The organism is Allobosea caraganae (assembly GCF_003351345.1).
Taxonomy (GTDB): Bacteria; Pseudomonadota; Alphaproteobacteria; order Rhizobiales; family Beijerinckiaceae; genus Allobosea; species Allobosea caraganae.
Map to the genome: position 1 here is coordinate 14,745 of NZ_QQTO01000010.1, position 25,868 is coordinate 40,612.

Consider the following 25,868-nt stretch of genomic DNA (forward strand, 5'->3'; position numbering starts at 1 on the left):
CCTGCGTCTCGAAGGATGCTCCCTGTGGGCGCTGTCACCGCGAGCTGGATCATCCTTCGAGACGCCGCTGCGTGGCTCCTCAGGATGAGGGCTGAGATTTCGGGCAGCCACTTAGTCATAACCTGAGCACATGTTTGACCATGCGTCGGTGCGATAGCGCGGACGCTGGCCAGCCCATGGCAGACGTGGTAATATCCTTATGCTCAAAACGAGCATAGCCAGCTAGTAACGAGCTGGCGGCAATCCGGACTTGGACCCGGGTTGCTGACAACAGGAGGATATCATGTCTTTGGGCCAGGAAGATCTTCGGGGCTCCGATTCCGGCAAGAACGCCGCTCGCCCGGCGGCCGCAGCGCGCCGCAAGGACGATCCGCGCTTCCGGCCCCTGCCGATGCCTGACCTGACCTGGACCCCGGAGGTCGAGGCTGCGACCGCGCATCTCTACGAGAAGGTCAAGACTGTCATCCCGGCGGTCGAGTGGCCCTTCTTCGCGCCGACCATCAAGGCGATCAACGAGCTGAAGCAGGTCCGCAACGCGGTCATCCTCGGCCATAACTACATGACGCCGGAGATATTCCATTGCGTCGCCGACATCGTCGGCGACTCCCTGCAACTCGCCAAGGTCGCCGCCAAGACCAAGGCCGAGGTCATCGTGCAGGGCGGCGTGCACTTCATGGCCGAGACCTCGAAGCTGCTCTCGCCGGAGAAGATCGTGCTGATGCCGGACATGAAGGCCGGCTGCTCGCTCGCGGCCTCGATCACCGGCGCGGATATCCGCCTGCTGCGCCAGCGCTATCCCGGCCGCCCGGTCGTCGCCTATGTCAACACCTCGGCCGACGTGAAGGCGGAGGTCGATATCTGCTGCACCTCGTCGAACGCCGTGCAGGTGGTCGAGAGCCTCGGCGTGCCCGAGGTGATCTTCGTGCCCGACCAGTACTTGGCGAAGAACGTCGCGGCCCAGACCAAGGTCAAGATCATCTCCTGGGCCGGTGCCTGCGAGGTGCATGAGCGCTTCACGGCCGAGGAGCTGATCCGCTATCGCGAGGCCGATCCGAGCATCAAGATCATCGCCCATCCCGAGTGCCCGCCCGAGGTCGTCGCCGTCGCCGACTATACCGGCTCGACCAAGGGCATGATCGATTGGGTCAAGAACGAGCTGCCCGGCCGCGTGCTGCTCGTCACCGAGTGCTCGATGGCCGACAATGTCGCGGCCGAGACGAAGGGCGTCGAGTTCGTGCGCCCCTGCAATCTCTGCCCGCACATGAAGCGCATCACCCTGCCCAAGATTTTGGACTCGCTGCTCTACATGCGCGACGAGGTCGTCATCGACCCCGCCATGGCCGAGCGCGCCCGCCGCTCGGTCGAGCGCATGGTCAACCTCACGATGTGAGCGGGACGCCACCTGAGCCCCTCCCCCTTGTGGGGAGGGGTTGGGGTGGGGGGCGAAAAGTCAGGGCGGCTTGATGTCGTTCTTTTCTGCGAAGCGAATACAAGCCGCGTCGCGCCCAGTCGCCCGCCCCCCATCCCCATACCCTTCCCCGCAAGGGGGAAGGGAGGAGTTCTACCTTCCAAAGAGGGCGCACAGCGGATCGCTTCCATGCCCGATACCTACAACACCACCATCCTCATCGTCGGCGGTGGGCTGGCGGGGCTCTTCACGGCCCTGAAGCTCGCGCCCTTGCCCTGCACCGTGCTGAGCCCCAGGCCGCTCGGCGAGGGCGCCTCGTCGAGCTGGGCTCAAGGCGGCATCGCCGCGGCGATGTCCGAGGGCGACACGGCCGAGGCCCATGCCATCGACACGATCGCGGCCGGCGCCGGCACTGTCGATGAGGCGGTGGCGCGCATGGTCGCCAATGAGGCGGCCGAGCGCGTGCACGACCTGCTCAGCTACGGCGTGCCCTTCGACCGCGACCTCGCCGGCAAGCTGGTGCAGTCGCGCGAGGCGGCGCATTCGGCCAAGCGCATCGTCCGCGTCGGCGGCGATGGCGCCGGCGCCGCGATCATGCAGGCGCTGATCGCCACCGTGCGCAACACGCCCTCGATCACCGTGCTGGAAGGCTATGTCGCCGAGGACCTGCTGCTCGCGGACGGCGCCTGCGCCGGCGTGCTGGCGCGCGGCGACTACGGCAGGGCGAGCAAGGCGACGCGCTTCCATGCGGCAGCCACCGTGCTTGCCACGGGCGGCATCGGCCATCTCTACGCCGTGACCACCAACCCGGCCGAGGCGCGCGGCGAGGGGCTCGCCATGGCGGCCCGCGCCGGCGCTGTGATCGCCGATGCCGAGTTCGTGCAGTTTCATCCCACCGCGCTGGCTGTCGGCCTCGACCCCGCCCCGCTCGCCACCGAAGCGATCCGCGGCGAGGGCGGCATCCTGGTCAACCGCGCCGGCGAGCGCTTCATGCTCAAGCTGCACGCGGATGCCGAGCTCGCCCCGCGCGATATCGTGGCGCGCGGCGTCTTCGCCGAGGTCGCGTCCGGCCGTGGCGCCTTCCTCGATGCCCGGGCGGCGATCGGCGCCGAATTCCCGCATCTCTTCCCGGCCGTCACCGCGGCCTGCCGCAAGGCTGGCATCGACCCGGTCACCGACCTGCTGCCGGTCGCGCCGGCCGAGCACTATCACATGGGCGGCATCGCCACGGACATGCAGGGGCGCGCGACGCTTTCAGGCCTCTACGCCGCCGGCGAGGTCGCCAGCACCGGCCTGCACGGCGCCAACCGGCTTGCCTCGAACTCGCTGCTGGAGGCGGTCGTCTTCGGCGCGCGCGTCGCCGAGGAGTTGACGTCGCGGATGCTCGTTGCGCCGTCGCGCGGCGCACCCGTCCGAATGAGCGGGCAGGGCGCCTGCCTGCCGACGCAAGCCGACCTTCAGGCCATTGCCCGCCTGCGCGCCATCATGGCCGACAAGGCCGGCGTGATCCGCGATGGCGCCGGCCTGCTCGCCGCCTCGCGCCAGCTCCAGGCCATCGCCGACGCTGCGGAGAGCTCGACGCTGGTCAACATGGCGAGCGCCGCACTCGTCATCGTCGCATCCGCCCTTGCCCGGCGCGAGAGCCGCGGCGGCCATTGGCGCAGCGATTTCCCGCAAACGAGCATTGCGCTGGCCACCCGTAGCAAGCTCACCCTCTCGCCGCCGGAACTCGTAGGAGCATGATGTGGTCCGAAAACCGGTTCCCACTTTTCGGCATCATGCTCGCCCGCGCCGTAAATGCCTGATCAGGACACCAAGATGAGCCAGCCTGTTCTCAATGCCCTGCTGATCACGGATGCGGTGCGCGCCGCGCTGATCGAGGATCTCGGCCGCGCCGGCGACATCACCACGCTCGCGACCATTCCCGCCGGCAGGCAGGCGCGCCTCGTCATCGCCTCGCGCCAGAACGGCGTGGTCGCCGGCCTGCCCTTCGCCCGCGAGGCCTTTCGGCAGATCGACCCGTCGCTCCGCTTCGAGGCGATGCTGTCTGATGGCGACAGGCTCGTGCCCGGCACCATCGTCGCCCGCGTCGAGGGCGAGGCGCGCTCCATCCTCTCGGCCGAGCGCGTTGCGCTGAACTTCATGGGCCGGCTCTGCGGCATCGCCTCGCTGGCCGCGACCTATGTCGCCAAGGTCGCCGGCACCAAGGCGGTGATCGTCGACACGCGCAAGACCACGCCCGGCCTGCGCGCCTTCGAGAAATACGCGGTGCGCTGCGGCGGCGCCCAGAACCACCGCTTCGGGCTCGACGACGCCATCCTGATCAAGGACAACCACGTCGCCGTCGCCGGCGGCATCCGCCCGGCCCTGCAGGCGGCCAAGCGCGTCGCCGGCAATTTCGTCAAGGTCGAGATCGAGGTCGATACGTTGGCTCAGCTCGAAGAGGTCCTCACCGAGGGCGCCGACATCGTCATGCTCGACAACATGTCTATCGCCGATCTGACCAGGGGCGTCGCCATGGTCGCCGGCCGGATGAAGGTCGAGGCCTCCGGCGGCATCAACCTCGATACCGTGGCAGCGGTTGCGGCGACCGGCGTCGACATGATCTCCGTCGGCGCGCTGACCCATTCGGTCGGCGTGCTCGATCTCGGGCTGGACATCGAGATTACTTGAGGCGGACGCCATCCAAGAAAAAAGCCCCGGCCGAAGCCGGGGCGTGAGTGGTATTTCCGTGGATAAAGGGTCTGCGTAGAAACTCTGCCAGGCGTAAACTCAGTAGCGGGCCGGCTCCCAGAAGCTGGCGCCGGGGCTCACCATGACCTGGCGCTGCACCGTCTCGTAGACGGGCGGGATGGTCTCGCGCACCACCTGGGTCGGCCGCAGCATCACCTGGCGCTGGCGCGGGACATAGACGGCGGCGACGGTCTCGTATTCGACGGTCGGAGGCGAGACCTCGACCGTGCGCTGGCGGTAGCCGTATTGCGCGGGCACCTCGACCCAGCAGCCGACGGTGTTGCCGAACATGTCGCGGCTCACCTCCCAACGCTGCGTCGGCGGCGAGATCATCACCTTCTCGCTGACCGAGCTGTAGGTCGCCGGGCGATGGTGCGGAATGGTCTGGGCCGGCTGCACCAGCACGTTTTCGGTGACGTAGCCGTATTCGGCCGGGACGATGCGGGCCTGCGTCTGCGCCGGCCGGGCGAGATAGGTCTTCGACACCGTGCGGTAGAGCGCAGGCTTCTTGACCAGCTTGTAGCAGGCGGCGCCCGAGCAATCGGCGGCCTGGGCACCCTGCGCGCCGAGCAGCAGCCCAGCCGCAAGGGCCGAGCCTGCCAATCCCGAAACGAAAACCTTACGCAGCATGGTCAGCCCCAGCCTGTCGCGGCATCATCGGCCGCTTCGTCTGAGTCAAAAGGCCATTTGCCATTCGTGAACGCAAGGTAAACGCGCAAACAAGGTAAAATTAACCATGTCGCTCGCGGCGCGGTTGTTCATGCTTGTTGCGATTGGTTGAAAATGATCGCTCGAATGCAACCGATCTCCCGCGAGGGGCGAATACAGGAGGGGTGAGCGTTGATCGCGGTGGCAACCTTGCGAGCAAAGATGTCGTTCGGTGACGACTTCAGGGCGCGCAGGCAACGTGCTATGAAGCGCGTCGGATTGGCACAATAATCCCTGGAGGGCTTGGCTATGTCGGACGCCTACTCCTGCCTGAATCTCGCTTCCATCCGCGCCGCCCGAACCGAGCGACAACCCTATAACTACATGGTCGCCGACCATGTCATCCAGCCCGACGTCGTCGAAGCGTTAAGGGACGACTTCCCCAATATCCGCGAGACCGGCTTCTTCCCCGAGCAGGACGTCACGGCCAAAGGCTCCTTCGCCGCCCTGCTGAACGAGATGAAGAGCCGCGAGGTCTCCGAGATCGTCTCGGGCAAGCTCGATATCGATCTGGTCGAGAAGCCGAAGATGATCACCATCCGCAAGCTCTCGGCTGCCAAGGATGGCCGCATCCACACCGACAGCGAGTCGAAGATCGCGACCCTGCTCGTCTACCTCAACGACAGCTGGCAGGCCTCCAGCGCCGGACGCTTGCGCGTGCTGCGCAACGGCCAGGATTTCGACGACATGGCCGAGGAGATCAGCCCGGTCGTCGGCTCGCTCTTCGCTTTCCGCCGCGCCGACAACTCCTGGCACGGCCACACCTCCTTCGTGGGCGAGCGGCGCGTCGTCCAGATGACCTGGCTGAGGAGCCAGGCCGATGTCGACCGCAAGAAGAGCCGCGGCTCGCTCTCGCACATGTTCAAGAAGGTGTTCCGCTTCGGCTGAGGGGCGGCGCGGCGCGCCGCCATCTGTCAATCCGGGCGGGCATGGCCTAGGACTCCCGAGGTGAGACCCTCGCGCCTCGGGACATGCCATGCCGACGATCGCCAATGACGACCTGACCGTGCAGATCGCGCCGCTCGGCGCCGAACTCCAGGCGATTACCGACAAGGCGGGCCGGAACTGGCTCTGGCATGGCGATCCCGCCTTCTGGGCCGGGCGCTCACCCCTGCTGTTCCCCGTCATCGGCAAGCACCGCAATGGCGAGGTGCTGATCGACGGCAAGCATTATCCGATCCCGCCGCACGGCATCGCCCGCACCAGCACGTTCGAACTCGTCGAGCAGGCGAGGGAGAGTTGCGTGCTGCGGCTGAGCGATACGGCCGGGTCGCGCGCAGCCTATCCGTTCGCCTTCACCTTCGACATGGCCTATCGCCTGGAAGGGATGACCTTGGTGCTGGAGGCCCGCATCGAGAACCGCGGCGACCGGCCGATGCCGTTCTGCTTCGGCCATCACCCGGCCTTCCCCTGGCCGCTGCCGGGCGCGGACGGGCTGCCGCATCAGATCCACCTCGATGGCCCGCGCGCGCCGAAGCATCTCAGGATCGACGGCGACGGCCTGCTGCAGCCGGAGGTGCACGCGTCGGTGTTCAAGGACGGCGTGCTGACGCTCGACCACGCATACTTTGCCGATGACGCGCTGATCTATGCCGAGGGCACCGGCTCGAGCCTCTGGTATGGGGCGAAGGGTCATCCGGGCGTGCGGGTCGATTGTCCCGACATGCCGCATCTCGGCATCTGGACCAAGCCGGGCGCGCCCTACATCTGCATCGAGCCCTGGCACGGATTGCCATCGGCCGCCGCAGTCGAGGAACCGCTCGACCGTCGCCCCGGTGCGATCACGCTCGCGCCGGGGGAGGCGACGACGCTGGCGATGCGGCTTGCGTTTGCCGCCGCTGGCCCGGCCTGACCAGCGGCCCGGCGCTGTCTCTCAGTAGCGCCGATCGAAGCGGCGGCCCTCATATCCGTCGCCGGCGCGCTCGCCACGGCCGCCGGCGCAGACCAGCCGGCCGTTCTGGTTGCCGACATCGCCATAGCCGCAACTGCGGATGTCGAGCCGTGTCGGCGTGAACTGCCCGAAGCGGTTCTGGCAGACCGCCTCCAGAATCGGGCCGCGCTGGCGGACATCGGTGCAGGTCGCGCGGTAGCTGCCGCGAACCTGCGCTTCGGCGGGAAGGCTCGCGCCGAGGGCGGCGAGGGCGAGGGAAGCAGCGAGCAGCGCTTTCATGGTCGGTCTCCAGTTTCAGCTACCGTTCTAGCTGCAAACCAATGAACAGGGGATGAGCGCGACGAGTTCCTTGGCGTTCATGAGCCTTGGCCGCGTCAGGCGCTGGTATCCTGGCGATCACGCGCGTGCTGCGCTGCGCCCTTCTGGTGCGCCACCCATGGCTCCCGGCGGATGGTCCAGAGTTCATAGGCTGGCATCAGCGCGCTGGGCGGGCCGTCCAAGGTGCCGAGCTTGATTTCGATCTGGTCCGAATCGTCGGCCCAGCTGAAAAGCGATGAGCCGCATGTCGGGCAGAAGCGCTCGCCTCCCGCCCGGCTTTGCCAGCAGCCGAGCTCGCCCGACAGGGTTGCGCTGGCCCTGGGCCAGATTCCGAAGAAGGAGAAGGCTGAGCCAGAGTCCTTCCGGCAGGTCTCGCAATGGCAGATGCCGACGCGGATGGGCTCGCCGTCGAGTTCGTAGCGGACCTGTCCGCAGTTGCAGCCACCGGAAAGCTTCATCGCGATCTCGCTCGTTCTGGGTTTTCGCCGCCATGGGCAGCAGACCAACGGCGCTTGGTCCGGGCCGGTTCCAGGGAAGCGTGCTCGGCGGCTCCGGTGCCTTGCAAGGCGACGCCGCTCAACGCCCGCTTTCCACCCAACCCGAGCTTAGCCTTGGGATGATCGGATCGCTCCCGGCAATCCCGAAATTGGCCGCCTGAGCGGTCCCGGACGCGCATCCGGTCGAACTTGCAGTTCCGGCTTGCCTAACGAACCGTTCGGCGAGGCTCTTCCGCGAGAAGCAGCGCGAGCACAATAGCGGGCAGTTCAAGCTGCTCGGATGCGGTTGCTGTACCGTCGGGGCACACGGAACCCCGACACGCTCACCGACCTGGAGCGCGCTGCCCGCTTCCTCTATCTCCAGAAGCTCGCCTTAGGCGGCAAGGTCGCCAGCCAATCCTTCGGCATCGACACGAAGGCGCCGGCGCGCTTCGACATCACCCGGCTCAGCTCGCTGCTGGAAGCCGTGCATGACCGTCTCTCGGGCGTCTGGATCGAGTGCCTGCCCTGGCAGGAGTTCATCCGGCGCTGGGACCGGCCGGGCACGCTGTTCTATCTCGATCCGCCCTATTGGGGGACCGAGCACTTCTATGGGCGAGGCATGTTCGGTCGGGAGGAATTCGAGCAGTTGAGCGGGGCTTTACAGGCGCCTCAAGGCCGCTTCCAGCGACCGCTCCCTGGCAGTGATTCTACGAAAGGTTGCACGTGGGGCAGGCCATGCTAGCTTTCGGTGACGGCGTGACCTAAGGGGACTTCGGATGAGCGTGCCAGATGATGGGAGCGTGAGCTGGCCCAAGATTTCGCCAGACACCGGCTCTTTCTGGTCTGATCAAGGCGCTCAGGATCCGGTCATCTTCAAGTTCCCGGAGCGGGTGTTCATCGACAAGGGCGTCGCCTTCAACGGTGCTTTCGCTGACGTCAACATGGTCGGACAAAGCCCTCTGGCCATGGCGCTCCACTCCTGGGCCCCTCGCGATGCGAGCCTTTATGCCAGCTCCGGCAAGGGTGCGATGGCGATCGTCGGCCATACGCAGACGTCTGATCGAACGGGGTGGCCCGCGTTGCCAACCTACACGCCGGCGGCGATCGGAGTTTCAGGCTTTTCGATCAACGACGTCACAACCGGAACGCTTGGTCAGTCATGGGGCCTCTATGGGGATGCCGTTCGCATGCCCGGTGCAGGCTTCACGGTTGGCGCCGAGATCACCTGCGCGAACCTTGGTGATAACAGCGCGCTGACGCCGTACAATGTGAAAACCGGAGGGGCGAACTCGGGCGTCACCCTGTGGCTTGCGTCAGGCTCTGGGCTGGACGCGGTCGGCTACCCCGGCCCGGTCAATGATGTCGCGGCGGGGCTGGTGTTCCTGTCTTCGTTCGCCGACGACAGCGCACGCATGGGCAGGGGCATCGTTTTCGATAGAAGCTCGATCAGGGGCACCGATGGCGCCACAGGAGCAGGAACCGCGATTGCCTTTGCGAAAGGCCATGCCATCGAATGGTTCAACTCCTCGGGAAGCGCGACCAGCTTCGTCATTGGCCAGGCAACGCAGGCCGCCAATGCGGTGGGAATCCAGCTCGATGACAACGGGCTGAACGTCACCGATCGAACGGGAGGGGTAGGGCTTAGGGTTGCGCCCGGCGCGAACCTTGCCAATCACTTTCTGATTCAACCTTCGGCCGCCGGGTCAGTCCCCTTCATCGCGGTGGAGGGCTCCGACGCTAGCGTGGATTTCCAGATCAAGCCAAAGGGTCCGGCTGGCCTGCTGCAACTGGGTTACTATTCCGGGATCGCCACCAATCCGGCGGGCTTTACCGCGGATCGGTACATTTATATCAGGCAAGCCGATGGGGTAGCTTTGGCGATTCCTTGCCGCTTGGCCGGCTGGTAGCAGGAGAGAGACGTGGTTCTGGACAGTGAAGACCATCGCAGATTGCTGCTCAGCATGATCAATCAAGCCACGGTGCCCGGCTCAGCGGTCGAGATCGTCGCGGACCTGAAGTTGGCCATCACAAATGCGACGATCACCGAGCAGCCAGTACGTCACGACACGTCGAAGTCGCTTGCAGCTGAGTGACGGCAATAATCATATGGCAGCCGCCGGTCGAGAAGCCGGCGCTTAGCTCGGCGCACGCCCTTAACGGCCTCTGAGCACGGTGTCAGATTTTCAATCTGTTGCCATTTGATCGTTCGCTCGCTGCCATATGATCCTTCGCGCTACAACGCTCAGGTCTGGCCCGGCCTGAGCTTGTAGAAGACGTGCCGTCCGATCACGTCCATCTTCTTCAGCTTCTTTGCCCAGTACGGCCGGACGTAATCGGCGTGGTAGTGCGTGGAGGCGCCGACTTCGGCGAGGTAGGTCGTGCCTTCGTAGACCTCGCGGGCGATGCGCACGGCAGCGCGCCACGGCTCCGGCTCGGTGATGCGCAGCGTCTTGCCCTCGCAGGCGAAGGTGAACTGGCAGGCGAGGTAGCGGTTGCGGTTCTGGTAGACCGTGCCGCAGACCGAGTCGGGGTAGAGCCCGCTCTTGACCCGGTTGAGCACGACCTGCGCCACCGCGGCGCGGCCCTCGTCCGATTCCGAGCGCGCCTCGAAATAGACCGCTTCGGCCAGGCAGCGCTGCTCCTTGGCCATGTTGTCGGGCACGATCAGCCCGGTATAGATCTCGCGCGGGCCGGGGTCGGCCTTACCGACGATGCTGGTCGACGAGGTCGAGCCCCTGGCGACGACGCTCGGCTTGGCGACCTGCCCGAGGGCGGGAGTGGGCGGAGGCGGCAGCGTCGCGATGTTGTAGTTCACCGACGGCGTCGAGGAGGATTGCGCCGAGTTGCGCGGCACCGAGGGCGACGAGCCGTCGATGCTCTCCAGGTGCAGCTCGGCCTGGCGCGGCGAGGTGATGATCGGCTTCAGCGAGCTCGGCGAGGACTCCGACAGCGCCGGGTCGGTCAGCCCCTCGTCATAGGGCATCGGCTCGAAGCCGACCGGCGGCTCCGTGATCTCGTGCTCGCGGATCGCATCGAGCGAGAAGCCCGCCGAGATCAGCCCGGTCTGGTTGTCGCCGAAGACGATGTTTTCCAGCTCGCGCGGCGGCGCGCTGGCGGAGATCGACGGGCGCAGGCCCGGCAGCGGGTCGCCCTTGTGGCTGCGGTCGACCTCGGGAAAGGCGCTGGCCGTGCGCTTCATGTCCTCGCGCGGCAGCCGCGGATCGATGACGACGCGCCGCTCGGGATCGTCGAAGGAGAGATGCGCCTGCTGGATGGTCGAGGACAGCGACAGGCCGGGCAGCCGGAAGGCGCTGGCGGCGACGAGGAGCGAGGGACCCTCCTCCAGCTCCGACAGGATCGCCGGCGCCACGCGTGGCACGGTGGAGAGCGGGGCGCTGTCGAGCGCGGCGTTCTGGCCGGCCGAGGCGGTGAACGAGACCAGCAGGCCGAAGGACAGGGCCCAGGGCGCGGCCGTGGCGAGCGCCCACCGGACCTGGACCGATCCGCCGCGCTTTCTCCGCCGATGCAGACGCAACTGACTCAAGATCGTCCTACCCGCCCTGACAACACGGTATCGGCGGCGCAGATTCGCGCGCCTTCCGACGAATCCGTTATCGATGCGGTAGGGTTGAGGGCCGGTTAATGACCTTGCGGAATCTTCGCCGGCCTACGCAGCCCATGCAGGGCCGTGATGCGGGCTTTCACGAAAAGGCGTTGTTCCGGCGCGGCCTCAAACGCTAACGTGCAGCCACACGATCTTCGTATCTTGCCTCATATCTTACCGGAGAATCCCATGAACACGGCCGCCCCGCGCAGCTATGCTCCGGAGATCATCGTCGCCGCCGGCTGCCTGATCGCGCTCATCACTTTCGGACCGCGCGCCAGCGCTGGCCTGTTCCAGATTCCGATGACGGTGCAGTTCGGCTGGGGCCGCGACACGTTCGGCCTGGCGCTCGCCATCCAGAACCTGCTCTGGGGCCTGGGCGCGCCCTTCGCCGGCGCGATCGCCGACCGCTTCGGCACGGTCCGCGTGCTCTGCGTCGGGGCGATCCTCTACGGCCTCGGCCTCGTCACGATGGCCTATGCCACGACGCCGCTGCAGCTCCATCTCGGCGCCGGCGTGCTGATCGGCTTCGGCCTCTCGGCCTGCTCGTTCAACCTCGTGCTCGCCGCCTTCGGCAAGCTCCTGCCCGAGCAATGGCGGCCGATGGCCTTTGGCGCCGGCACCGCGGCTGGCTCCTTCGGCCAGTTCCTGTTCCCGCCGATCGGCAACATCCTGATCGACACGCTGGGCTGGCAGCAGGCGCTCGTCGTCTTCGCCTTCACCCTGCTGCCGGTGCTGCCGCTCTCGGTCATGCTGGCGACGCGCAAGCTCGGCGGCTCCGCCGCGCAGACGGCCGCCGCCGCCAACCTGCCGAACCAGACCATCGTCCAGGCCCTGACCGAGGCCTTCAAGCATCGCAGCTACGTCTTCCTGGTGCTCGGCTTCTTCACCTGCGGCTTCCAGCTCGCCTTCATCACCGTGCACATGCCGGCCTATCTCAAGGATGCTGGCCTGCCGGCCTGGGTCGGCGGCTGGACGCTGGCCGTGATCGGGCTGGCCAACGCGGTGGGCTCGCTGACCTCCGGCTGGCTCTCGACGCGCATGCCCAAGCGCCATCTGCTCGCCTGGATCTATCTCGGCCGCGCCGTGGCGATCGCCGCCTTCATCCTGCTGCCGGCGAGCCCCGTGACGGCGCTGAGCTTCGGAGTGGTCATCGGCCTGTTCTGGCTCTCGACGGTGCCGCCGACGTCGTCGCTGGTCATGCTGATGTTCGGCACCAAGTACATGGCGATGCTCTACGGCTTCGCCTTCTTCTCGCATCAGGTCGGCGGCTTCCTCGGCGTGCTGCTTGGCGGCGTGCTCTACGAGCAGTTCGGCTCCTATATCATTGTGTGGTGGCTCTCGGTCGCGCTCGGCGTCGCCTCGGCGTTGATCAACCTGCCGATCGTCGAGAAGCCGGTAGCGCGCGGGGTTCCGCAACCCGCTTGACCAAAGGCGCACGGGCTTGCCGCTTGCGGGCGGCGGCTCGGTGGGCTCATCTCTTCGCATGTCACCCTCAGCCCTCATCCTGAGGAGCGCCGTAGCGCGTCTCGAAGGATGCTCCAGCGCGCTCTGGAACATCCTTCGAGACGCGAGCTGAAGCTCGCTCCTCAGGATGAGGGCTGAGGGCGGACGATCAGGGAGCTAGCCCATGTCGACCTTCAAAGCCCTCGTCGCGACCAAGGGCGAGACCGGGACCAACCTCGCCTTCGCCGATTTCGCCGAGGCGGATTTGATGGAGGGCGACGTCACCGTCCGGGTCACGCACTCGACGGTGAACTACAAGGACGGGCTCGCCATCACCGGCAAGGCGCCGGTCATCAGGCGCTGGCCGATGATCCCCGGCGTCGATTTCGCCGGTCGGGTCGAAACCTCGGAGCACCCCGATTTCAAGCCCGGCGACCTCGTCGTGCTCAATGGCTGGGGCACAGGCGAGAGCCATCTTGGCGCCTACGCCCAGAAGAGCCGTGTCAAGGGCGACTGGCTGGTGCCGCTGCCCGCCGGCATGAACCCCGCCGAGGCGATGGCGATCGGCACGGCCGGCTACACCGCGATGCTCTGCGTGCTGGCGCTGGAGAAGCATGGGCTGAAACCCGCTGACGGCCCGGTCGTGGTCACCGGCGCGGCCGGCGGCGTCGGTTCGGTCGCGATCGCGCTGCTCGCCAAGGCCGGCTGGCACGTCATCGCCTCGACCGGCCGGGCCGAGGAGGCCGACTATCTCAAGGGCCTTGGCGCTGCCGAGATCATCGACCGCAACGAACTCTCCAGCCCGGGCCGCCCGCTCGGCAAGGAGCGCTGGATCGCCGGCGTCGACGCGGTCGGCTCGCATACGCTCGCCAACCTGCTCTCGATGACCAGGTACGGCGGCGCCGTCACCGCCTGCGGCTTGGCGCAGGGCATGGACCTGCCGGCCTCGGTCGCGCCCTTCATCCTGCGCGGGGTCGCCCTGCTCGGCGTCGATTCGGTGATGTGCCCGAAGCCGCGCCGGCTCGAGGCCTGGGCGCGACTCGCCGCCGATCTCGACCGCGACAAGCTCGCGCTGATCACCACGACGATCCCGCTTGAAAGCGTGATCGAGACCGGCAAGGCGATCGTCGAGGGCAAGGTGCGCGGACGGGTCGTGGTGGAGATCGGTTAATCAGCCTGTCTATTGCTGGACGAGCTTGAACTCGAAACGCTTGCCCAGCACCGAAGCGGCCTTGCGAAGCGTTTCGAGCGTGACGTTGCCGTCATGCGGATTGAGCAGCTTGTCCACCTGCGTTCGGCTGGTCTGCATGAGTTCCGCCATGCGCTTTTTGGAGAGGTGCTGGGCCTTCATCGCCTCGGCGAACTGCCAGGCGATGGCCTCCTTCTCCGCAATCGCCTTGAAGGCGTCGTAGACGCGTTCTTCCCTGAGGAAGTCGTCCAGCGATGAGCCTTTGTGCCATTTGTCGGTCACGGCTTGACCTCCTTCATCCTCGCTCGTGCCAGATCGAGATCAGCCGCCGGCGTCGCTTGTGACTTCTTGATGAAGCCATGGACCACATAGATTTCGCCATCGTCCATGAAGAACAGGACTCGTGCGATGCGCCGGCTCGGCAATGTCGATCGCACTTCCCACAGGCCACCGCCCAAAGATCGGCAAACCGGCATGCCGATTGGCCACTGCGTCTGAACCCGCAGGAGATCGAGGCCGATAACCTGTCGGTCGGCCGCATCCAGCTCTCGAAGCCAGTCGCGCACCGGCTCGTTTCCCGCTTTGGTCCGGTAGAAGAAAACCGGGATTGTCCGCTCTTCTCCTTCGCCGGCCATGGCTGGTCACGCTCGCGTTTATGTACGTGATAAAGTGCAAACATTCAAGCGGGCCTGTGCGCGAGCCCAGCTTTGCCCGCAAGGGTTGTCGATTATTGCCGTAGGGTCAATTCGCTCTGGCGCGTGTGCGAGCGGAGATCGTCAGGAGCCGAAACGCTGCTCTTCGGCGGCAAGGGCCGCAGCCGCCCGCCGCGAGACCGCTTCGCGCTGTTGCTGGAAGTCCGTCCACTCCGCCTGGATGGTTGCGACCAACTCGGCCGGAGCGCTGGCCGGCGAGCCACCGGGGAAGGGCGGTTGCGGATCATACTCCATCTGCAACTGCACCTTGCGGGCGCGCTCCTCGCCGAAGAGCTGCGCCGCCAGGCTCAGGCCGAAGTCGATGCCGGAGGTGACGCCGGCGCCGGTGACGCGGTTGCGATCGCTGACGACACGCTCCGCCACCGGCTCCGCGCCGAACAGCGCGAGTTGCGGCAGCGACAGCCAATGGCAGGTGGCGCGATAGCCGCTCAGCAAGCCGGCCGCGCCGAGAACCAGCGACCCGGTGCAGACCGAGGTGACATAGCGCGCCGACGCCGCCTGCCGGCGCAGGAAGGCGAGCGTCTCGGCATCCTCCATCAGCGCGACCTGGCCGGGGCCGCCGGGCACGAACAGGATGTCGGCCGCAGCGCAGGTCTCGAAGCTGGCGGTCGGCAGGATCTGGAGCCCGCTTGCATCCCTGACGGGTTCCATCGTCTTCCAGACCAGATGCAGCTCAAGCTCGCGAAACCGGGCCAGGACCTCGAACGGGCCGGTCAGGTCGAGCTGGGTCAGGCGGGGATAGAGCAGCATCACGACATGCATGGCCAAGGCCCTCAAGTCTCGCGCTTCGAAATCTCGCGCAACCTCTCTGAACCGCTTGGCCTGCGCTGGCAACGTGCCGCCTTGCAGAGGAATTTTCCGTCGTCACGTTGACAATTCCGGCGCTGCAGGATTGACGGGCAGGGGGCGGCGTTGCGCTGAAAAACAGGTAACGCAGCGTTATTTTCTATGGAGGCGTCAAGATGGACTTCAATATTTCTCGCTTCAGGCATGCGAAGGAAAAATTCTACGGTTCCATAATGCTCGTCATCGGCACGTTGATCTGGGCTGTTGTTCTGTTGATTCCGGTCGTCTACCTGCTGCAAGGGAAGGCTATCCCGGCGCTGATCTTTGCGCTTTATTTCGCTGCGTTCTGGCTCTTCTCCTTTATCGCGCGCGCCCTGACCCGAGCCTATATGCTTGGCCATTTCGTCATGGTGGGGCCGGCGCAGTTTCCGCAGCTGCACCGCATGGTCGTCGAGGGCACCCAGACCGTCGGGCTGAAGGAGGTTCCCGCCACCTTCGTCTACAATTCCAGCGGCGTGATGAATGCCATGGCCCTGCGCCTCGTCGGCCGCAGCCGCTATATCTGGCTGACCTCGGCGCTGATCGATTGCGACGATGAGGATCAGGTTCGCTTCGTCGTCGGCCACGAACTCGGCCACCACGTTGCCGGCCATCTCGACGAGCCCTGGTCGTACCTGCGCCTGCCGGCCCATTTCATCCCCTTCCTGGCCCCGGCCTATTCGCGGGCCCGCGAATTGACCTGCGACCGCGTCGGCGTCTTCGTCGCGCGCAACCTCCAGGCCTCGCGCACGGCGTTGCAGATGCTGGCCTGCGGCAGCGCCAAGCTGAACCGGCAGATGAACCCCGATGCCTTCCAGGCGCAGGAGCGCATGGTGCCGGGCATCGCCGGCTTCGTCCTCAACGCCATCTCCGGCTATCCGCGCCTGACGCGACGGGTCGAGGCGGTCACGCAGTTCTATGCGGGTGCGAACACCCGGGCCGAACCGGCCCCGGCGCGTGCCCAGGCGGTGCAGCCGGCCTGAGGGCGTAGCCTCACCCGGCCCCTTCCAGCAGCCCGCGCTTCTTCGCCAGCTCGTGGCCGCAGAAATCCATGAAGGCGCGCACCCTCGGGGCGTGCCGGATGTCCGGGTGGGTCAGGATCCAGAGCCCGGTCGAGAAATCCGGGTTCGGCGGCGTCAGCCGGACCAGGCAGGGGCGCTGGTCGGCGATGAAGCAGGGCAGGGGGCCGATGCCGAGCCCCTGCTCGACCGCTTCGGTCAGGCCGAGCACGGCCGAGCTCTTCAGCGCGATCCGCTCCGGCGGCACGCGGTCTCGGACATAGCGCGCCGCCTTCACATAGCCGAGCTGGTCGCCGAGCGTGACCCAGTTGCGCTCGAGCAGCGCGGCCGGGTCTGCGGCTTCGGCCGGCGTCAGGCCCTCGTCCTTGCGGGCGTAGATCGCCCAGGTCAGGGTCGCGAGCCGGCGGCCGACCAGCGTCTCTCCCGGCGAATCGCTGGCGCGGATGGCGACGTCGGCATCGCGCTTCGACAGGTTCAGCGTCTGGTTGCCGATCGCGACGTCGAGCCTTATCGCCGGATGCGCCTGCCGGAACGCGGCGAAGATCGGCAGCAGCATGTTGAGATAGAGCGTGTCGGTGGTCGTCACCCGCAGTTCGCCTGAGGGCGCGACGTCGCGCCCGGCGAGGCGCCGATCGAAGGCGGTGACGTCCTCGTCCATGCGCGCTGCGAGCGCGGTCATCTCCTCGCCGGCGACGGTCGCGACATAGCCGGTCTTGCGGCGCTCGAAGAGCGGCAGGCCGAGCTGCTCCTCGATCTGCCCGAGGCGGCGGAACACCGTGGAATGGTTGACGCCGAGCGCCTGCGACGCGCCGGTCAGCCCGGCATGGTCGGCAATCGCCTTGACCAGCCTGAAATCGTCCCAGGCGAGATTGGCCTTCATTTGCGCCCGCTCCTCATGCGGAGAAGCATCGCGATATCTTGCGCGATTGCAAGACGCGTTTGCAAACTCAGCGCGGTGCCGCCGCCCGCCGCAGCCTGTCGTTGATCGCCTCGCCAAGCCCGCTTTCGGGGATCGGGGCGATGGCGATGGCAGCAGGCCCCTGCGCATCGAGCTGGCGCATGTAGCCGAACAGGTTGGCGGCTGCTTCCGCGAGATCGCCCATCGGGCTCAGGTTGAGCGCGATGCCGGGCGCAATGAAGCCGGCGCGCTCCGGCCCGAAGCCGAGCCAGGCCTCGCCCGCGCGTGGCGCCTCAGCCTCAAGCCGCACCTGCGCCGCCGGGGCATAGTGCGAGGCGAGCAGGCCGGGCGAGACCGGCGCGGCTCCGGCTTCGCCCGCCAGCACCAGCGAGCGTCCGATCACGCCCTCGATCGCGGCGCGCGGCACGCCACCGGGTCGCAGCAGCTTCGGCGCGCCGTCGAGGCAGGCGACGATGGTCGATTCGACGCCGATCACAGTCGGGCCGGCATCGAGTACCGCGTCGATCCTGCCATCGAGATCGGCCAGCACATGCGCCGCGCTGGTGGCGCTGACCCGGCCGGAGCGGTTGGCCGAGGGCGCCGCGATCGGCCGCCCGGCCGCCTCCAGCACGGCATGCGCCAGAGGATGCGCCGGCACGCGCAAGGCGACAGAATCGAGTCCGGCCCGCGCCAGCTCGCTGACCGTGCAGCCGGAAGAGATCGGCACGACCAGCGTCAGCGGCCCCGGCCAGAAGGCCTTGGCGAGCGCCAGCGCGTTGGCGTCGAACATCCCCTCGCGCCGGGCCGCTTCGATGCTCGGCAAATGCGCGATCAGCGGGTTGAAGCTCGGCCGTTCCTTGGCGGCATAGATGCCGGCGACCGCCTTGCCCGAGGTCGCATCTGCGGCGAGCCCGTAGACCGTCTCGGTCGGCAGCGCGACGAGCCCGCCCTCGCGCAGCAAGCGCGCGGTTTCAGTGATGCCCTCCGCATCGGCGGCGAGGCGGCGCGTGACACGCGGTGCGGGGGAGGTTGACGTCGAATGGTTCATATATAAACTAACTGGCTTCGCTCGACGGATGTCGAGATGCTTGCGCGTGGCGAAGGGGATAGTTCGCCGCTAACATCGCCGTCAACGCAACAGCGGCGGATAGAGACCTTCGACGGGCCTGTTCGTCCGATAGCGAAGGCGTTCAGGGAGAAGACCATGAGCTATCGCGCCCCGGTCGAGGATATCGTCGCCACCTTGCGCCATGTCGCCGGGCTGGACCGGCTGATCGCGGACGGGCTCGCGCCCGATCTCGAAGGCGGCATGACCGAGGCAATTCTCGACGAGGCCGCCAAGTTCGCGGCCGAGCGGCTCGCGCCGCTGAACGTGGTCGGCGACAAATATGGCTCGACCCTGAAGGACGGCGTCGTCACCACCCCGCCGGGCTGGAAGGAGGCCTATCGCGCCTGGGCCGAAGCCGGCTGGAACGCGCTGCCGGCGCCGGAGGCCTATGGCGGCCAGGGCCTGCCGCTGCTGCTGCAATCGGCCTGCACGGAGATGTGGAACTCGGCCGCCTTCGCCTTCGCGCTCGGCCCGCTGTTGACCGTCGGCGCCATCGAGGCGCTCCATGCCCATGGCTCGGAGGAGCTCAAAGAGACCTATCTCGCCAAGCTCGTCTCCGGCGAGTGGATGGGCACGATGAACCTGACCGAGCCGCAGGCCGGCTCCGACCTCAACGCGCTGCGCTCCAAGGCCGAGCGCGCTGGGGACGGCACCTACCGCATCACCGGCCAGAAGATCTTCATCACCTATGGCGAGCACGACATGACCGAGAACATCGTGCATCTCGTCCTCGCCCGGCTGCCAGATGCGCCCGCAGGGACGCGCGGCATCTCGCTCTTCCTCGTGCCGAAATACCTCGTCAACAAGGACGGCTCGCTCGGCGCCCATAACGACCTGCGCTGCTCCGGCATCGAGCACAAGCTCGGCATCCACGCCTCGCCGACCTGCTCGATGGCCTATGGCGACGAGGGCGGCGCGATCGGCTGGCTGATCGGCGAGGAGAATCGCGGCCTCGCCTGCATGTTCACGATGATGAACAACGCCCGGCTCAACGTCGCCTTGCAGGGCGTCGCCATTGCCGAGCGCGCCTACCAGCAGGCGCTCGCCTTCGCGCAGGAGCGCCGGCAGGGCACGGCACTCGACGCACCGAAGGGCTCAGCCATGAGCCCGATCATCGTCCACCCCGATATCCGCCGCATGCTGATGGACATGCGCGCCAAGACGCAAAGCGCCCGCGCCATCTCGTACCTGCTGGCCGAGGCGCTCGACCGCTCGCATCGCGAAACCGACGAGCCCAAGCGCAAGGCGGCTGCCGAGCGCGCCGCGATCCTGACCCCGGTCGCCAAGGCCTATGCCACCGATATCGGCATCGACGTCGCCTCGACCGGCATCCAGGTCCACGGCGGCATGGGCTATGTCGAGGAGACGGGCGCAGCGCAGCACCTGCGCGACGCCCGCATCGCCACGATCTACGAGGGCACCAACGGCATCCAGGCCATCGACCTCGTGCTGCGCAAGCTGCCGCTCTCCGGCGGCGAGGCGGTCAAGGCGCTGATCGCCGAGATGCGCGGCGTCGCCGCCGAGGTCGCGGCGGCGAATACGCCGGGCTTCGGGCATACCGCTGCTCGTTTGACGGCAGCCATCGACGCGCTCGAGCGCGCGACCCAATGGATGCTGGCGACGATGGGCGCGAAACCGGCCGAGGTGCTGGCCGGCGCGACGCCCTACCTCAAGCTTTTCGCGCTCGCGCAGGGTGGCACAGGGCTGGCCAAGAAGGCGCTCGCCCTGCGCTCCGAGGAGAGCGGCGCGGCGGCGCTAGCCACCGCCCGCTTCTACGCCGAGCACAACGTCACCGAGGCGCCGGCGCTGGAACTGGCGGTGACCGAGGGCGCCGGCGCGGTCGAGGATGCCGACGCGGTCTTCGCGGCGTGAGTGACTTAGACTGCCTTCCGCACCCGCAGATGCAGGAACAGCGGCGTGACGCGCAGATCCGCCAGATCGGGCACCGCCTCGGCTGTCGCCTCATCGACCGTCGGCTCGTGCATGTGCTCGATGGAAAATCCGGTCGCGATGATCAGGTTGATCCAATCGCTCAGCGTGCGGTGGAAGCGCGGCACGCGAAACGGCTCGACCTTGGCCTTCTCATCCGCGGGCGCGGCGCCGAAGCGCCAGGTCTCGATGTCGCCCTGCACCGCACCGAAATAGCCGCCGACCTCGACGGCGCGCACGGTGCCATCCGACTCGCGCAGCACCTTGCGATAGGGCGGCGAGAAGCAGGGATGCAGGATCGAGAATTGCAGGAAGCCGCCGGGCTTGAGCACGCGCAGGGCTTCGGCCAGGACGCGGTGCTGCTCCGGCATGTCCATCAGCGACATGAAGGCCGTCGCGAAGTCGAAGCTGGCATCCGCGAAGGGCAGGGCCATGCCGTCGCCGGCCATGTAGGCGATGCCGAGCGGCTGGACAGCCTCGGCCTCCTGCGCGTGGCGGATGAAGGTCGGCGCGATGTCGATGCCGGTCATCGCCGCGCCGAGTTCGGCGAGCTTGCGCGTATTGAAGCCCTCGCCGCAGCCGATGTCGAGGCCGTTCAGTCCGGCGACTTCAGGCAGGTTCACCAGGAAAGCCGGCGTGTTGATCCCGTCGCGGTAGCGGTCGTAGCCGGCGCGCGCATGGCGCGTCCAGGTCTCCGCATTGGCCTCCCAGCAGGCCGCAACCTCGCTCGCATCCATGGCTCGCCTCGCTCGTTTTCGGGGGAGGGCTCGTCTAGAGCACGTTCCGCAAAAGTGGAATGCACTTTTGCGATGAGAACTTGCTCAAGAACAATTTCGAAAGCCCGCCCGCCAGCGGAAAAGCAGGGCTTGTCGCAATGAATCATGACAGCCCGATCAAGCCGTTGGCGGGCAAGGTCTGCCTCGTCGCCGGCGCCTCGCGCGGGCTCGGGCGCGGCATCGCCAGGGCGCTCGGCGAGGCGGGTGCTACGGTGATCGTCACCGGCCGCTCCAGCGAGGCCGGCCCGCGCACCGACCAGCGCAGCGAGACCTTCGAGGACACCGCCCGCGAGGTCGAGCTCGCTGGGGGCAAGGGCCATCCCTATCGCTGCGACCATACCCAGGAGCGCGAGGTCGATGCGCTGGTCTCCTGGTCCTTGCGCCGCTTCGGCCGGCTCGATTGCGTCGTCGATGCCGTCTGGGGCGGCAATGAAGGCTATGATGGCGAGCGCTATCCCGATGGCTCCAGCTTCGGTACGCCGTTCTGGCGGCGGCCCGTGGCGCGGCTCGGGGAGAGCTTCGAGAGCGGCGTCTACGCGCAACTGCTGCTGGCGCGGGCCGTTGCGCCCGCCATGGTGCAGATGCGCCAGGGGCTGATCGTCACGGTCAGCTTCGACACGTCAGCCTATCTCGGCGACGTCTTCTACGATCTCGCCAAGGCGGCGATGAACCGCCTGACGCTCGCGATGGCCACGGAGCTGAAGCCTTTCGGCGTCACCGCGCTCGGCCTCTCGCCCGGACATGTCCTGACCGAGCGCGTCCGCGACGCCGGCATGGCGGACGAGACCACCGAGACGCCGCTCTATGCCGGCCGTGCCGTCGCCGCGCTCGCGGCTGACGCGGATGTCATCCGCCATGGCGGGCAGGTGCTGCGCGTCGCCGATCTGGCGCGCGCCTACGCGTTCACCGACCGGGACGGCACGCAGCCGGCCCGGTTCACCATTCCAAGCTGAAGGGAGGACAAAACATGTCGCTCAAGAACAAGACGCTCTTCATCACCGGCGGCTCGCGCGGCATCGGGCTCGCCATCGCCATCAAGGCGGCGCGCGACGGCGCCAATGTCACCATCGCCGCCAAGACGGCCGAGCCGCATCCCAAGCTGCCTGGCACGATCTATACCGCCGCCGCCGAGATCGAGGCGGCCGGCGGCAAATGCCTGCCGCTGATGGTCGATGTCCGTGACGAGCAGAGCGTGGCGGAAGCCATCGCCAAGACGGCTGAGACCTTCGGCGGCATCGACATCGTCATCAACAATGCCAGCGCGATCCAGCTCACCAACACCCAGATGACCGACATGAAGCGCTTCGATCTGATGCACCAGATCAACACGCGCGGCACCTTCATGGTCTCGAAATACGCCATCCCCCATCTGGAGAAGGCCGGGAATCCGCATATCCTGATGCTCTCGCCGCCGCTCGACATGAAGACGCAGTGGTTCGCGCCGCATCTGGCCTATTCCATTGCCAAATACGGCATGAGCCTGTGCGTGCTCGGCTTGGCCGGCGAGCTGGCCTCGAAGGGCATCGCCGTCAACGCGCTCTGGCCGCGCACCACGATCGCGACCGCGGCGGTGCAGAACCTGCTCGGCGGCGACAAGATGGTGCAGGCGAGCCGCACGCCCGAGATCCTGGCCGATGCCGCCTACATGATCTTCCAGAAGCCCTCGCGGCAGTTCTCCGGCAACTTCCTGATCGATGACAGCTTCATGGCCGGCGAGGGCGTCACCGACTTCTCCGGCTACCGCGTCGACCCCTCGGTGGGGCTGATGCCGGACTTCTTCGTGCCGGCCGACAGCAAGCCGCCCCAAGGCGTCAAGGGCGGGGTCTGAGAAGCCGCCATCTCCCTCAGCCCTCATCCTGAGGAGCGGGCCAGCCCGCGTCTCGGCAGCCCGCGTCTCGAAGGATATTCCAGAGAGCACTGGAGCATCCTTCGAGACGCCGCTTCGCGGCTCCTCAGGATGAGGGCTAAGGGAAATCGGACGGTCTCCGGATCGTTCGGGACGACCTCGTCATCGGTTTGACATCGCAGCAGGATTGGAGTTCTTGCAGCGCAGCAAAAACGGCATGCTCGCCGCCGCTGAAAGTCGTCTGCCATGCTCCTGATCCACGGCATCTGCCCGGAAAACGGCGACCGCCTGATTCATCGCACCTTGACCAAGGACGAGCCGATTCCCAACGGCTCGCTCTGGATCGACCTGCTCAATCCGTCGACGCTGGAGGACAAGAAGGTCGAGACGCATCTCGGCGTCTCGATCCCGACGCGCGAGGAAATGCACGACATCGAGCCGTCCGAGATCATCTATACCGAGAACGGCGCGCATTACATGACCGCGCGCGTCATCTGCCAGTCCGACACCAACGTGCCGAAGCTGGCCGACATCACCTTCATCCTGACCGAGAAGGCGCTGGTCACCGTGCGCTATGACGAGCCCGGCGCCTTCGGCATCTTCCTCAACCGCGTCACCAAGCCGGGCGGCTGCGGCATGGAGCCCGCCGCGGTGATGGAGGGGCTGTTCGAGGCGATCGTCGATCGCGCCGCCGAGGTGCTGCGCGGCGTCGGCGACCGGATCGACCTGCGCTCGCGCAAGATCTTCGACGCCGATTCCTCGCAGGTCGAGCGCGGCGGCGCCTATCAGGGCGTCATCCAGAAGATCGGCCAATACGAGCACATCATCTCCAACGTGCGCGAGAGCATGATGTCGGTGGAGCGCGTGCTGCTCTTCCTCTCGGCGAACTACCAGCGCCCGAAGAAGGCGACCACCGGCTTCGCCCCGGAATGGCGCACCTCGATCCGCGACGTCCAGGCCATCGAGGAGCACGCCACCTTCCTGTCCAGCAAGCTGCAGTTCATGCTCGACGCCACGCTCGGCCTGGTCAGCATCGAGCAGAACAAGATCATCAAGCTGTTCTCGGTTGTCGCGGTGGTGCTGATGCCGCCGACGCTGGTCGCCTCGATCTACGGCATGAACTTCAAGACCATGCCGGAACTGGACTGGGCGATCGGCTATCCGATGGCGCTCGCCATGATGGTCGTGTTCGCCATCCTGCCCTACCTGTTCTTCCGCTGGAAGAAGTGGCTCTGAGGTCTCGTTCGGCGGCTTCCAGCCGCCGATTGCATTTGGCGGGCGTGCATCGGAACATGGCGTTCCAATAAGGGGGACTTGCCATGAAGCGCCTTTTCGCCGCGGGCCTGCTCGCGCTCGTGTCGATCACGTCGGCTTGGGCGGATGCGACGATCCCGACCAAGGACATCCCCGGCGCCAAGGACAGCCCGCTGCTGAAGCGCTATGACGGCTCCTTCATCGTCAGCTACGAGCGCGTCGCCTTCACCGATTTCAAGGTGCCGCTGTCTGCGCTCGAGCCGGTCGACAAGCGCGATTCCTCCAACAACATCCTTCACCTCCCCAAGCAGGAGAAGGAGGTCGAGGGCTCGCGAACCCGCCTCGTCTACCTGTTGCCGGCAGAGCGCTCGCCGCTCGAAGTCCTGCGCAACTACCAGGACGAGGTCGAGGCCATCAGCGGCTCGGTGCTGTTCTCCTGCAAGGGCGAGGGCTGCGGCGGCGATGCCCAACGCTCCAGCAGCGGCGGTGGCGGCGAATCCAGTCTGCTGATGTATTTCGTGCGCGAGGGCGACCTGAAGGAGCCGAGCTTCTCCAACGGCGCCTGCGCCCTGACCACCGGCATCACCGACCAGCGCTTCTTCTCGGCGAAACTGCCGCATCCCGACGGCGAGGCTTATGTCACCGTGCAGACCTATCAGGTCAGCGACGAGCTCTACTGCAAGGCCTTCAACGGCCGCACCGTCGCCGTCGTGCATATCGTCGAGCCGCGCCCGCGCGACCGCAAGATGACCACGGTCAAGGCCGAGGAGATGGCGCGCAGCATCGACGCCACCGGCCGTATCGCGCTCTACGGCATCTTCTTCGACACCGACAAGGCTGAGCTGAAGACCGGCTCCGAGCCGGCCCTGACCGAGATCGCCGCGCTGCTCAAGACCGATCCGAAGCTCGCCGTGCTGATCGTCGGCCATACCGACAACCAGGGCAGCTTCGACTACAATGTCGAGCTCTCGCGCAAGCGCGCCGACGCCGTGGTGAAGGCGCTGGTGGCGACCCATAAGATCGATGCGAAACGCCTGCGCGCGGCGGGTGCGGGCATGATCGCGCCTGCGGCTGCAAACGATGCCGACAGTGGCCGGGCCAAGAACCGCCGGGTCGAGGTGGTCAAGCTGAACTGAAGCAGCGTGCTGGCTTAGTCGCGTGCCAACCGCGCCAGGAACGCCTGGCCGCGCGGCGACAGCTGATAGCCGATCTCCCGGCTCTCGGTCAGGCCGAGCGCCTTGAGCTTGCGGACGGCCTGTTTGAACGCTGCCGTCTCGCGTCCGAGTGCCGCCGCCAACTCCGGCGCGCGCCGGCCGGGACGGGCGGCGATCAGCTCCAGCGTCGCACTGGTCCAGGGCTCCCGCGCATCGAGCCGCTTCAGCCGTTGCAGAAGCTCGGCCACGTCGTCATCGCTCAGCAATGCGTTCTCACGCAGCGCGATGCGCGGATCGGCGCCGGAGAGCCGCAGGCGGATGCGGTAGAGCTGGCCTTCGCGGCCGGCGAGTTCGGCAAGCAAAGCCGCGCGCGAGCCATACCCGGCGGCTTGGGCGGCCGCATCGCCGATCTCACCATCCGCGATGGCATCGACGGCCTCGATCGCCAGGAGGCCGATAGCCGTGACGAGCGTGCCGCCGCTCCTGACGCTCGGCCTGCGCCAGCGCCGGAAGACGAGCGCAATCTGTCCCGCCGCGATGCCTTCGCGCTCGCGCCGGCTCAGCAGCATG

At 66.9% G+C, this 25,868-nt stretch carries 28 protein-coding genes; 16 read left to right on the forward strand and 12 right to left on the reverse strand.

What is annotated here, in order from left to right; genetic code table 11:
• Positions 1-283 precede the first annotated feature (283 nt).
• From nadA to nadC, 3 genes are all read left to right on the forward strand, one after another.
• A complete protein-coding gene (gene nadA / locus DWF00_RS04520) occupies positions 284-1,390 on the forward strand; it encodes a quinolinate synthase NadA (protein WP_114831891.1) in 1,107 nt (368 codons plus the stop codon).
• Between the two features lie 207 nt (positions 1,391-1,597).
• Complete coding sequence (locus DWF00_RS04525) at positions 1,598-3,151, forward strand: L-aspartate oxidase (RefSeq protein WP_114831892.1); 1,554 nt, start codon at positions 1,598-1,600, stop codon at positions 3,149-3,151.
• Between the two features lie 75 nt (positions 3,152-3,226).
• The gene (nadC, locus tag DWF00_RS04530; protein ID WP_114831962.1) at positions 3,227-4,081 is read left to right on the forward strand and encodes a carboxylating nicotinate-nucleotide diphosphorylase; all 855 of its coding nucleotides are present in this window, start codon (positions 3,227-3,229) and stop codon (positions 4,079-4,081) included.
• A gap of 99 nt (positions 4,082-4,180) precedes the next feature.
• On the opposite strand, the gene DWF00_RS04535 is transcribed toward nadC, so the two are convergent.
• Entirely contained in the window at positions 4,181-4,771 is a 591-nt protein-coding gene (locus DWF00_RS04535) for a hypothetical protein (protein ID WP_114831893.1), read from the reverse strand.
• Positions 4,772-5,098: 327 nt separating this feature from the next.
• On the opposite strand from DWF00_RS04535, the gene DWF00_RS04540 reads away from it, so the two are divergent.
• Both DWF00_RS04540 and DWF00_RS04545 read left to right on the forward strand, forming a co-directional pair.
• A complete protein-coding gene (locus tag DWF00_RS04540; protein WP_114831894.1) occupies positions 5,099-5,737 on the forward strand; it encodes a 2OG-Fe(II) oxygenase family protein in 639 nt (212 codons plus the stop codon).
• An 88-nt stretch (positions 5,738-5,825) separates the two neighbouring features.
• Complete coding sequence (locus DWF00_RS04545) at positions 5,826-6,701, forward strand: aldose 1-epimerase family protein (RefSeq protein ID WP_114831895.1); 876 nt, start codon at positions 5,826-5,828, stop codon at positions 6,699-6,701.
• Between the two features lie 21 nt (positions 6,702-6,722).
• Here the strand turns inward: DWF00_RS04545 and DWF00_RS04550 are convergent, their stop codons facing one another.
• Together DWF00_RS04550 and DWF00_RS04555 are read right to left on the reverse strand one after the other, a co-directional pair.
• On the reverse strand, positions 6,723-7,019 hold the full coding sequence (locus DWF00_RS04550) for a hypothetical protein (protein WP_114831896.1): 297 nt from the start codon (positions 7,017-7,019) through the stop codon (positions 6,723-6,725).
• 95 nt (positions 7,020-7,114) lie between these two features.
• Complete coding sequence (locus DWF00_RS04555; protein ID WP_114831897.1) at positions 7,115-7,516, reverse strand: GFA family protein; 402 nt, start codon at positions 7,514-7,516, stop codon at positions 7,115-7,117.
• A 319-nt stretch (positions 7,517-7,835) separates the two neighbouring features.
• Between DWF00_RS04555 and DWF00_RS04560 the strand changes: the two genes are divergently transcribed.
• From DWF00_RS04560 to DWF00_RS29320, 3 genes are read left to right on the forward strand one after another with little or no spacing between them, the layout of a single operon-like run.
• Positions 7,836-8,279 (forward strand): DNA adenine methylase, encoded by a 444-nt coding sequence (locus tag DWF00_RS04560; protein WP_114831898.1) that lies wholly within the window; start codon positions 7,836-7,838, stop codon positions 8,277-8,279.
• Between the two features lie 34 nt (positions 8,280-8,313).
• On the forward strand, positions 8,314-9,444 hold the full coding sequence (locus tag DWF00_RS04565; protein WP_114853002.1) for a hypothetical protein: 1,131 nt from the start codon (positions 8,314-8,316) through the stop codon (positions 9,442-9,444).
• Positions 9,445-9,456: 12 nt separating this feature from the next.
• Positions 9,457-9,630, forward strand: a complete 174-nt coding sequence (locus DWF00_RS29320) for a hypothetical protein (RefSeq protein WP_181832838.1) — start codon at positions 9,457-9,459, stop codon at positions 9,628-9,630.
• Between the two features lie 149 nt (positions 9,631-9,779).
• Here DWF00_RS29320 and DWF00_RS04570 read toward each other — a convergent pair whose 3' ends face one another.
• Positions 9,780-11,081 carry a cell wall hydrolase gene (locus tag DWF00_RS04570; protein WP_245973749.1) on the reverse strand — a complete coding sequence of 434 codons (1,302 nt, stop codon included), beginning with the start codon at positions 11,079-11,081 and terminating at the stop codon, positions 9,780-9,782.
• 249 nt (positions 11,082-11,330) lie between these two features.
• On the opposite strand from DWF00_RS04570, the gene DWF00_RS04575 reads away from it, so the two are divergent.
• Both DWF00_RS04575 and acuI read left to right on the forward strand, forming a co-directional pair.
• Positions 11,331-12,569 carry an MFS transporter gene (locus tag DWF00_RS04575; RefSeq protein ID WP_114831900.1) on the forward strand — a complete coding sequence of 413 codons (1,239 nt, stop codon included), beginning with the start codon at positions 11,331-11,333 and terminating at the stop codon, positions 12,567-12,569.
• A 202-nt stretch (positions 12,570-12,771) separates the two neighbouring features.
• Positions 12,772-13,758, forward strand: coding sequence for an acrylyl-CoA reductase (NADPH) (gene acuI / locus DWF00_RS04580; RefSeq protein WP_114831901.1), 987 nt, complete (start codon positions 12,772-12,774; stop codon positions 13,756-13,758).
• A 9-nt stretch (positions 13,759-13,767) separates the two neighbouring features.
• Here acuI and DWF00_RS04585 read toward each other — a convergent pair whose 3' ends face one another.
• The 4 genes from DWF00_RS04585 to DWF00_RS29665 form a co-directional block, all read right to left on the reverse strand.
• The gene (locus tag DWF00_RS04585) at positions 13,768-14,058 is read right to left on the reverse strand and encodes a helix-turn-helix domain-containing protein (protein ID WP_114831902.1); all 291 of its coding nucleotides are present in this window, start codon (positions 14,056-14,058) and stop codon (positions 13,768-13,770) included.
• A complete protein-coding gene (locus DWF00_RS04590; protein WP_114831903.1) occupies positions 14,055-14,411 on the reverse strand; it encodes a type II toxin-antitoxin system RelE/ParE family toxin in 357 nt (118 codons plus the stop codon). The genes DWF00_RS04585 and DWF00_RS04590 overlap by 4 nt, the downstream gene beginning before the upstream one ends.
• Before the next feature lie 141 nt (positions 14,412-14,552).
• A complete protein-coding gene (locus tag DWF00_RS04595; protein ID WP_114831904.1) occupies positions 14,553-15,251 on the reverse strand; it encodes a DJ-1/PfpI family protein in 699 nt (232 codons plus the stop codon).
• 11 nt (positions 15,252-15,262) lie between these two features.
• A complete protein-coding gene (locus tag DWF00_RS29665) occupies positions 15,263-15,676 on the reverse strand; it encodes a hypothetical protein (protein ID WP_210207938.1) in 414 nt (137 codons plus the stop codon).
• Here DWF00_RS29665 and DWF00_RS04600 point away from each other — a divergent pair.
• A complete protein-coding gene (locus DWF00_RS04600) occupies positions 15,665-16,297 on the forward strand; it encodes a M48 family metallopeptidase (RefSeq protein WP_210207939.1) in 633 nt (210 codons plus the stop codon). The two genes, DWF00_RS29665 and DWF00_RS04600, sit on opposite strands and share 12 nt — an antisense overlap.
• Positions 16,298-16,307: 10 nt before the next feature.
• Here the strand turns inward: DWF00_RS04600 and DWF00_RS04605 are convergent, their stop codons facing one another.
• On the reverse strand, positions 16,308-17,213 hold the full coding sequence (locus DWF00_RS04605) for a LysR family transcriptional regulator (protein ID WP_114831906.1): 906 nt from the start codon (positions 17,211-17,213) through the stop codon (positions 16,308-16,310).
• Between the two features lie 67 nt (positions 17,214-17,280).
• A complete protein-coding gene (locus DWF00_RS04610) occupies positions 17,281-18,279 on the reverse strand; it encodes an L-threonylcarbamoyladenylate synthase (RefSeq protein WP_114831907.1) in 999 nt (332 codons plus the stop codon).
• Between the two features lie 156 nt (positions 18,280-18,435).
• Between DWF00_RS04610 and DWF00_RS04615 the strand changes: the two genes are divergently transcribed.
• Entirely contained in the window at positions 18,436-20,211 is a 1,776-nt protein-coding gene (locus DWF00_RS04615; protein ID WP_114831908.1) for an acyl-CoA dehydrogenase, read from the forward strand.
• Positions 20,212-20,216: 5 nt separating this feature from the next.
• On the opposite strand, the gene DWF00_RS04620 is transcribed toward DWF00_RS04615, so the two are convergent.
• On the reverse strand, positions 20,217-21,005 hold the full coding sequence (locus DWF00_RS04620) for a class I SAM-dependent methyltransferase (RefSeq protein WP_114831909.1): 789 nt from the start codon (positions 21,003-21,005) through the stop codon (positions 20,217-20,219).
• A gap of 137 nt (positions 21,006-21,142) precedes the next feature.
• On the opposite strand from DWF00_RS04620, the gene DWF00_RS04625 reads away from it, so the two are divergent.
• From DWF00_RS04625 to DWF00_RS04640, 4 genes are all read left to right on the forward strand, one after another.
• Positions 21,143-21,997: an SDR family NAD(P)-dependent oxidoreductase gene (locus DWF00_RS04625; RefSeq protein ID WP_181832839.1), complete on the forward strand. Its 855-nt coding sequence runs from the start codon at positions 21,143-21,145 to the stop codon at positions 21,995-21,997.
• A gap of 14 nt (positions 21,998-22,011) precedes the next feature.
• On the forward strand, positions 22,012-22,872 hold the full coding sequence (locus DWF00_RS04630; protein ID WP_114831910.1) for an SDR family oxidoreductase: 861 nt from the start codon (positions 22,012-22,014) through the stop codon (positions 22,870-22,872).
• 264 nt (positions 22,873-23,136) lie between these two features.
• A complete protein-coding gene (locus tag DWF00_RS04635; RefSeq protein ID WP_114831911.1) occupies positions 23,137-24,126 on the forward strand; it encodes a magnesium transporter CorA family protein in 990 nt (329 codons plus the stop codon).
• A gap of 83 nt (positions 24,127-24,209) precedes the next feature.
• Entirely contained in the window at positions 24,210-25,280 is a 1,071-nt protein-coding gene (locus DWF00_RS04640) for an OmpA family protein (protein ID WP_114831912.1), read from the forward strand.
• A gap of 14 nt (positions 25,281-25,294) precedes the next feature.
• Here DWF00_RS04640 and DWF00_RS04645 read toward each other — a convergent pair whose 3' ends face one another.
• On the reverse strand, positions 25,295-25,867 hold the full coding sequence (locus DWF00_RS04645; RefSeq protein ID WP_114831913.1) for a hypothetical protein: 573 nt from the start codon (positions 25,865-25,867) through the stop codon (positions 25,295-25,297).
• Position 25,868 lies beyond the last annotated feature (1 nt).

Excerpts from the sequence above, each read along its gene's own strand:
- nadA (WP_114831891.1), top strand. The coding sequence starts at position 284 with ATGTCTTTGGGCCAGGAAGATCTTCGGGGCTCCGATTCCGGCAAGAAC.
- DWF00_RS04525 (WP_114831892.1), top strand. The coding sequence starts at position 1,598 with ATGCCCGATACCTACAACACCACCATCCTCATCGTCGGCGGTGGGCTG.
- nadC (WP_114831962.1), top strand. The coding sequence starts at position 3,227 with ATGAGCCAGCCTGTTCTCAATGCCCTGCTGATCACGGATGCGGTGCGC.
- DWF00_RS04535 (WP_114831893.1), bottom strand. The coding sequence starts at position 4,771 with ATGCTGCGTAAGGTTTTCGTTTCGGGATTGGCAGGCTCGGCCCTTGCG.
- DWF00_RS04540 (WP_114831894.1), top strand. The coding sequence starts at position 5,099 with ATGTCGGACGCCTACTCCTGCCTGAATCTCGCTTCCATCCGCGCCGCC.
- DWF00_RS04545 (WP_114831895.1), top strand. The coding sequence starts at position 5,826 with ATGCCGACGATCGCCAATGACGACCTGACCGTGCAGATCGCGCCGCTC.
- DWF00_RS04550 (WP_114831896.1), bottom strand. The coding sequence starts at position 7,019 with ATGAAAGCGCTGCTCGCTGCTTCCCTCGCCCTCGCCGCCCTCGGCGCG.
- DWF00_RS04555 (WP_114831897.1), bottom strand. The coding sequence starts at position 7,516 with ATGAAGCTTTCCGGTGGCTGCAACTGCGGACAGGTCCGCTACGAACTC.
- DWF00_RS04560 (WP_114831898.1), top strand. The coding sequence starts at position 7,836 with ATGCGGTTGCTGTACCGTCGGGGCACACGGAACCCCGACACGCTCACC.
- DWF00_RS04565 (WP_114853002.1), top strand. The coding sequence starts at position 8,314 with ATGAGCGTGCCAGATGATGGGAGCGTGAGCTGGCCCAAGATTTCGCCA.
- DWF00_RS04575 (WP_114831900.1), top strand. The coding sequence starts at position 11,331 with ATGAACACGGCCGCCCCGCGCAGCTATGCTCCGGAGATCATCGTCGCC.
- acuI (WP_114831901.1), top strand. The coding sequence starts at position 12,772 with ATGTCGACCTTCAAAGCCCTCGTCGCGACCAAGGGCGAGACCGGGACC.
- DWF00_RS04590 (WP_114831903.1), bottom strand. The coding sequence starts at position 14,411 with ATGGCCGGCGAAGGAGAAGAGCGGACAATCCCGGTTTTCTTCTACCGG.
- DWF00_RS04595 (WP_114831904.1), bottom strand. The coding sequence starts at position 15,251 with ATGCATGTCGTGATGCTGCTCTATCCCCGCCTGACCCAGCTCGACCTG.
- DWF00_RS04600 (WP_210207939.1), top strand. The coding sequence starts at position 15,665 with ATGCTTGGCCATTTCGTCATGGTGGGGCCGGCGCAGTTTCCGCAGCTG.
- DWF00_RS29665 (WP_210207938.1), bottom strand. The coding sequence starts at position 15,676 with ATGGCCAAGCATATAGGCTCGGGTCAGGGCGCGCGCGATAAAGGAGAA.
- DWF00_RS04605 (WP_114831906.1), bottom strand. The coding sequence starts at position 17,213 with ATGAAGGCCAATCTCGCCTGGGACGATTTCAGGCTGGTCAAGGCGATT.
- DWF00_RS04610 (WP_114831907.1), bottom strand. The coding sequence starts at position 18,279 with ATGAACCATTCGACGTCAACCTCCCCCGCACCGCGTGTCACGCGCCGC.
- DWF00_RS04615 (WP_114831908.1), top strand. The coding sequence starts at position 18,436 with ATGAGCTATCGCGCCCCGGTCGAGGATATCGTCGCCACCTTGCGCCAT.
- DWF00_RS04620 (WP_114831909.1), bottom strand. The coding sequence starts at position 21,005 with ATGGATGCGAGCGAGGTTGCGGCCTGCTGGGAGGCCAATGCGGAGACC.
- DWF00_RS04625 (WP_181832839.1), top strand. The coding sequence starts at position 21,143 with ATGAATCATGACAGCCCGATCAAGCCGTTGGCGGGCAAGGTCTGCCTC.
- DWF00_RS04630 (WP_114831910.1), top strand. The coding sequence starts at position 22,012 with ATGTCGCTCAAGAACAAGACGCTCTTCATCACCGGCGGCTCGCGCGGC.
- DWF00_RS04635 (WP_114831911.1), top strand. The coding sequence starts at position 23,137 with ATGCTCCTGATCCACGGCATCTGCCCGGAAAACGGCGACCGCCTGATT.
- DWF00_RS04640 (WP_114831912.1), top strand. The coding sequence starts at position 24,210 with ATGAAGCGCCTTTTCGCCGCGGGCCTGCTCGCGCTCGTGTCGATCACG.
- DWF00_RS04645 (WP_114831913.1), bottom strand. The coding sequence starts at position 25,867 with ATGCTGCTGAGCCGGCGCGAGCGCGAAGGCATCGCGGCGGGACAGATT.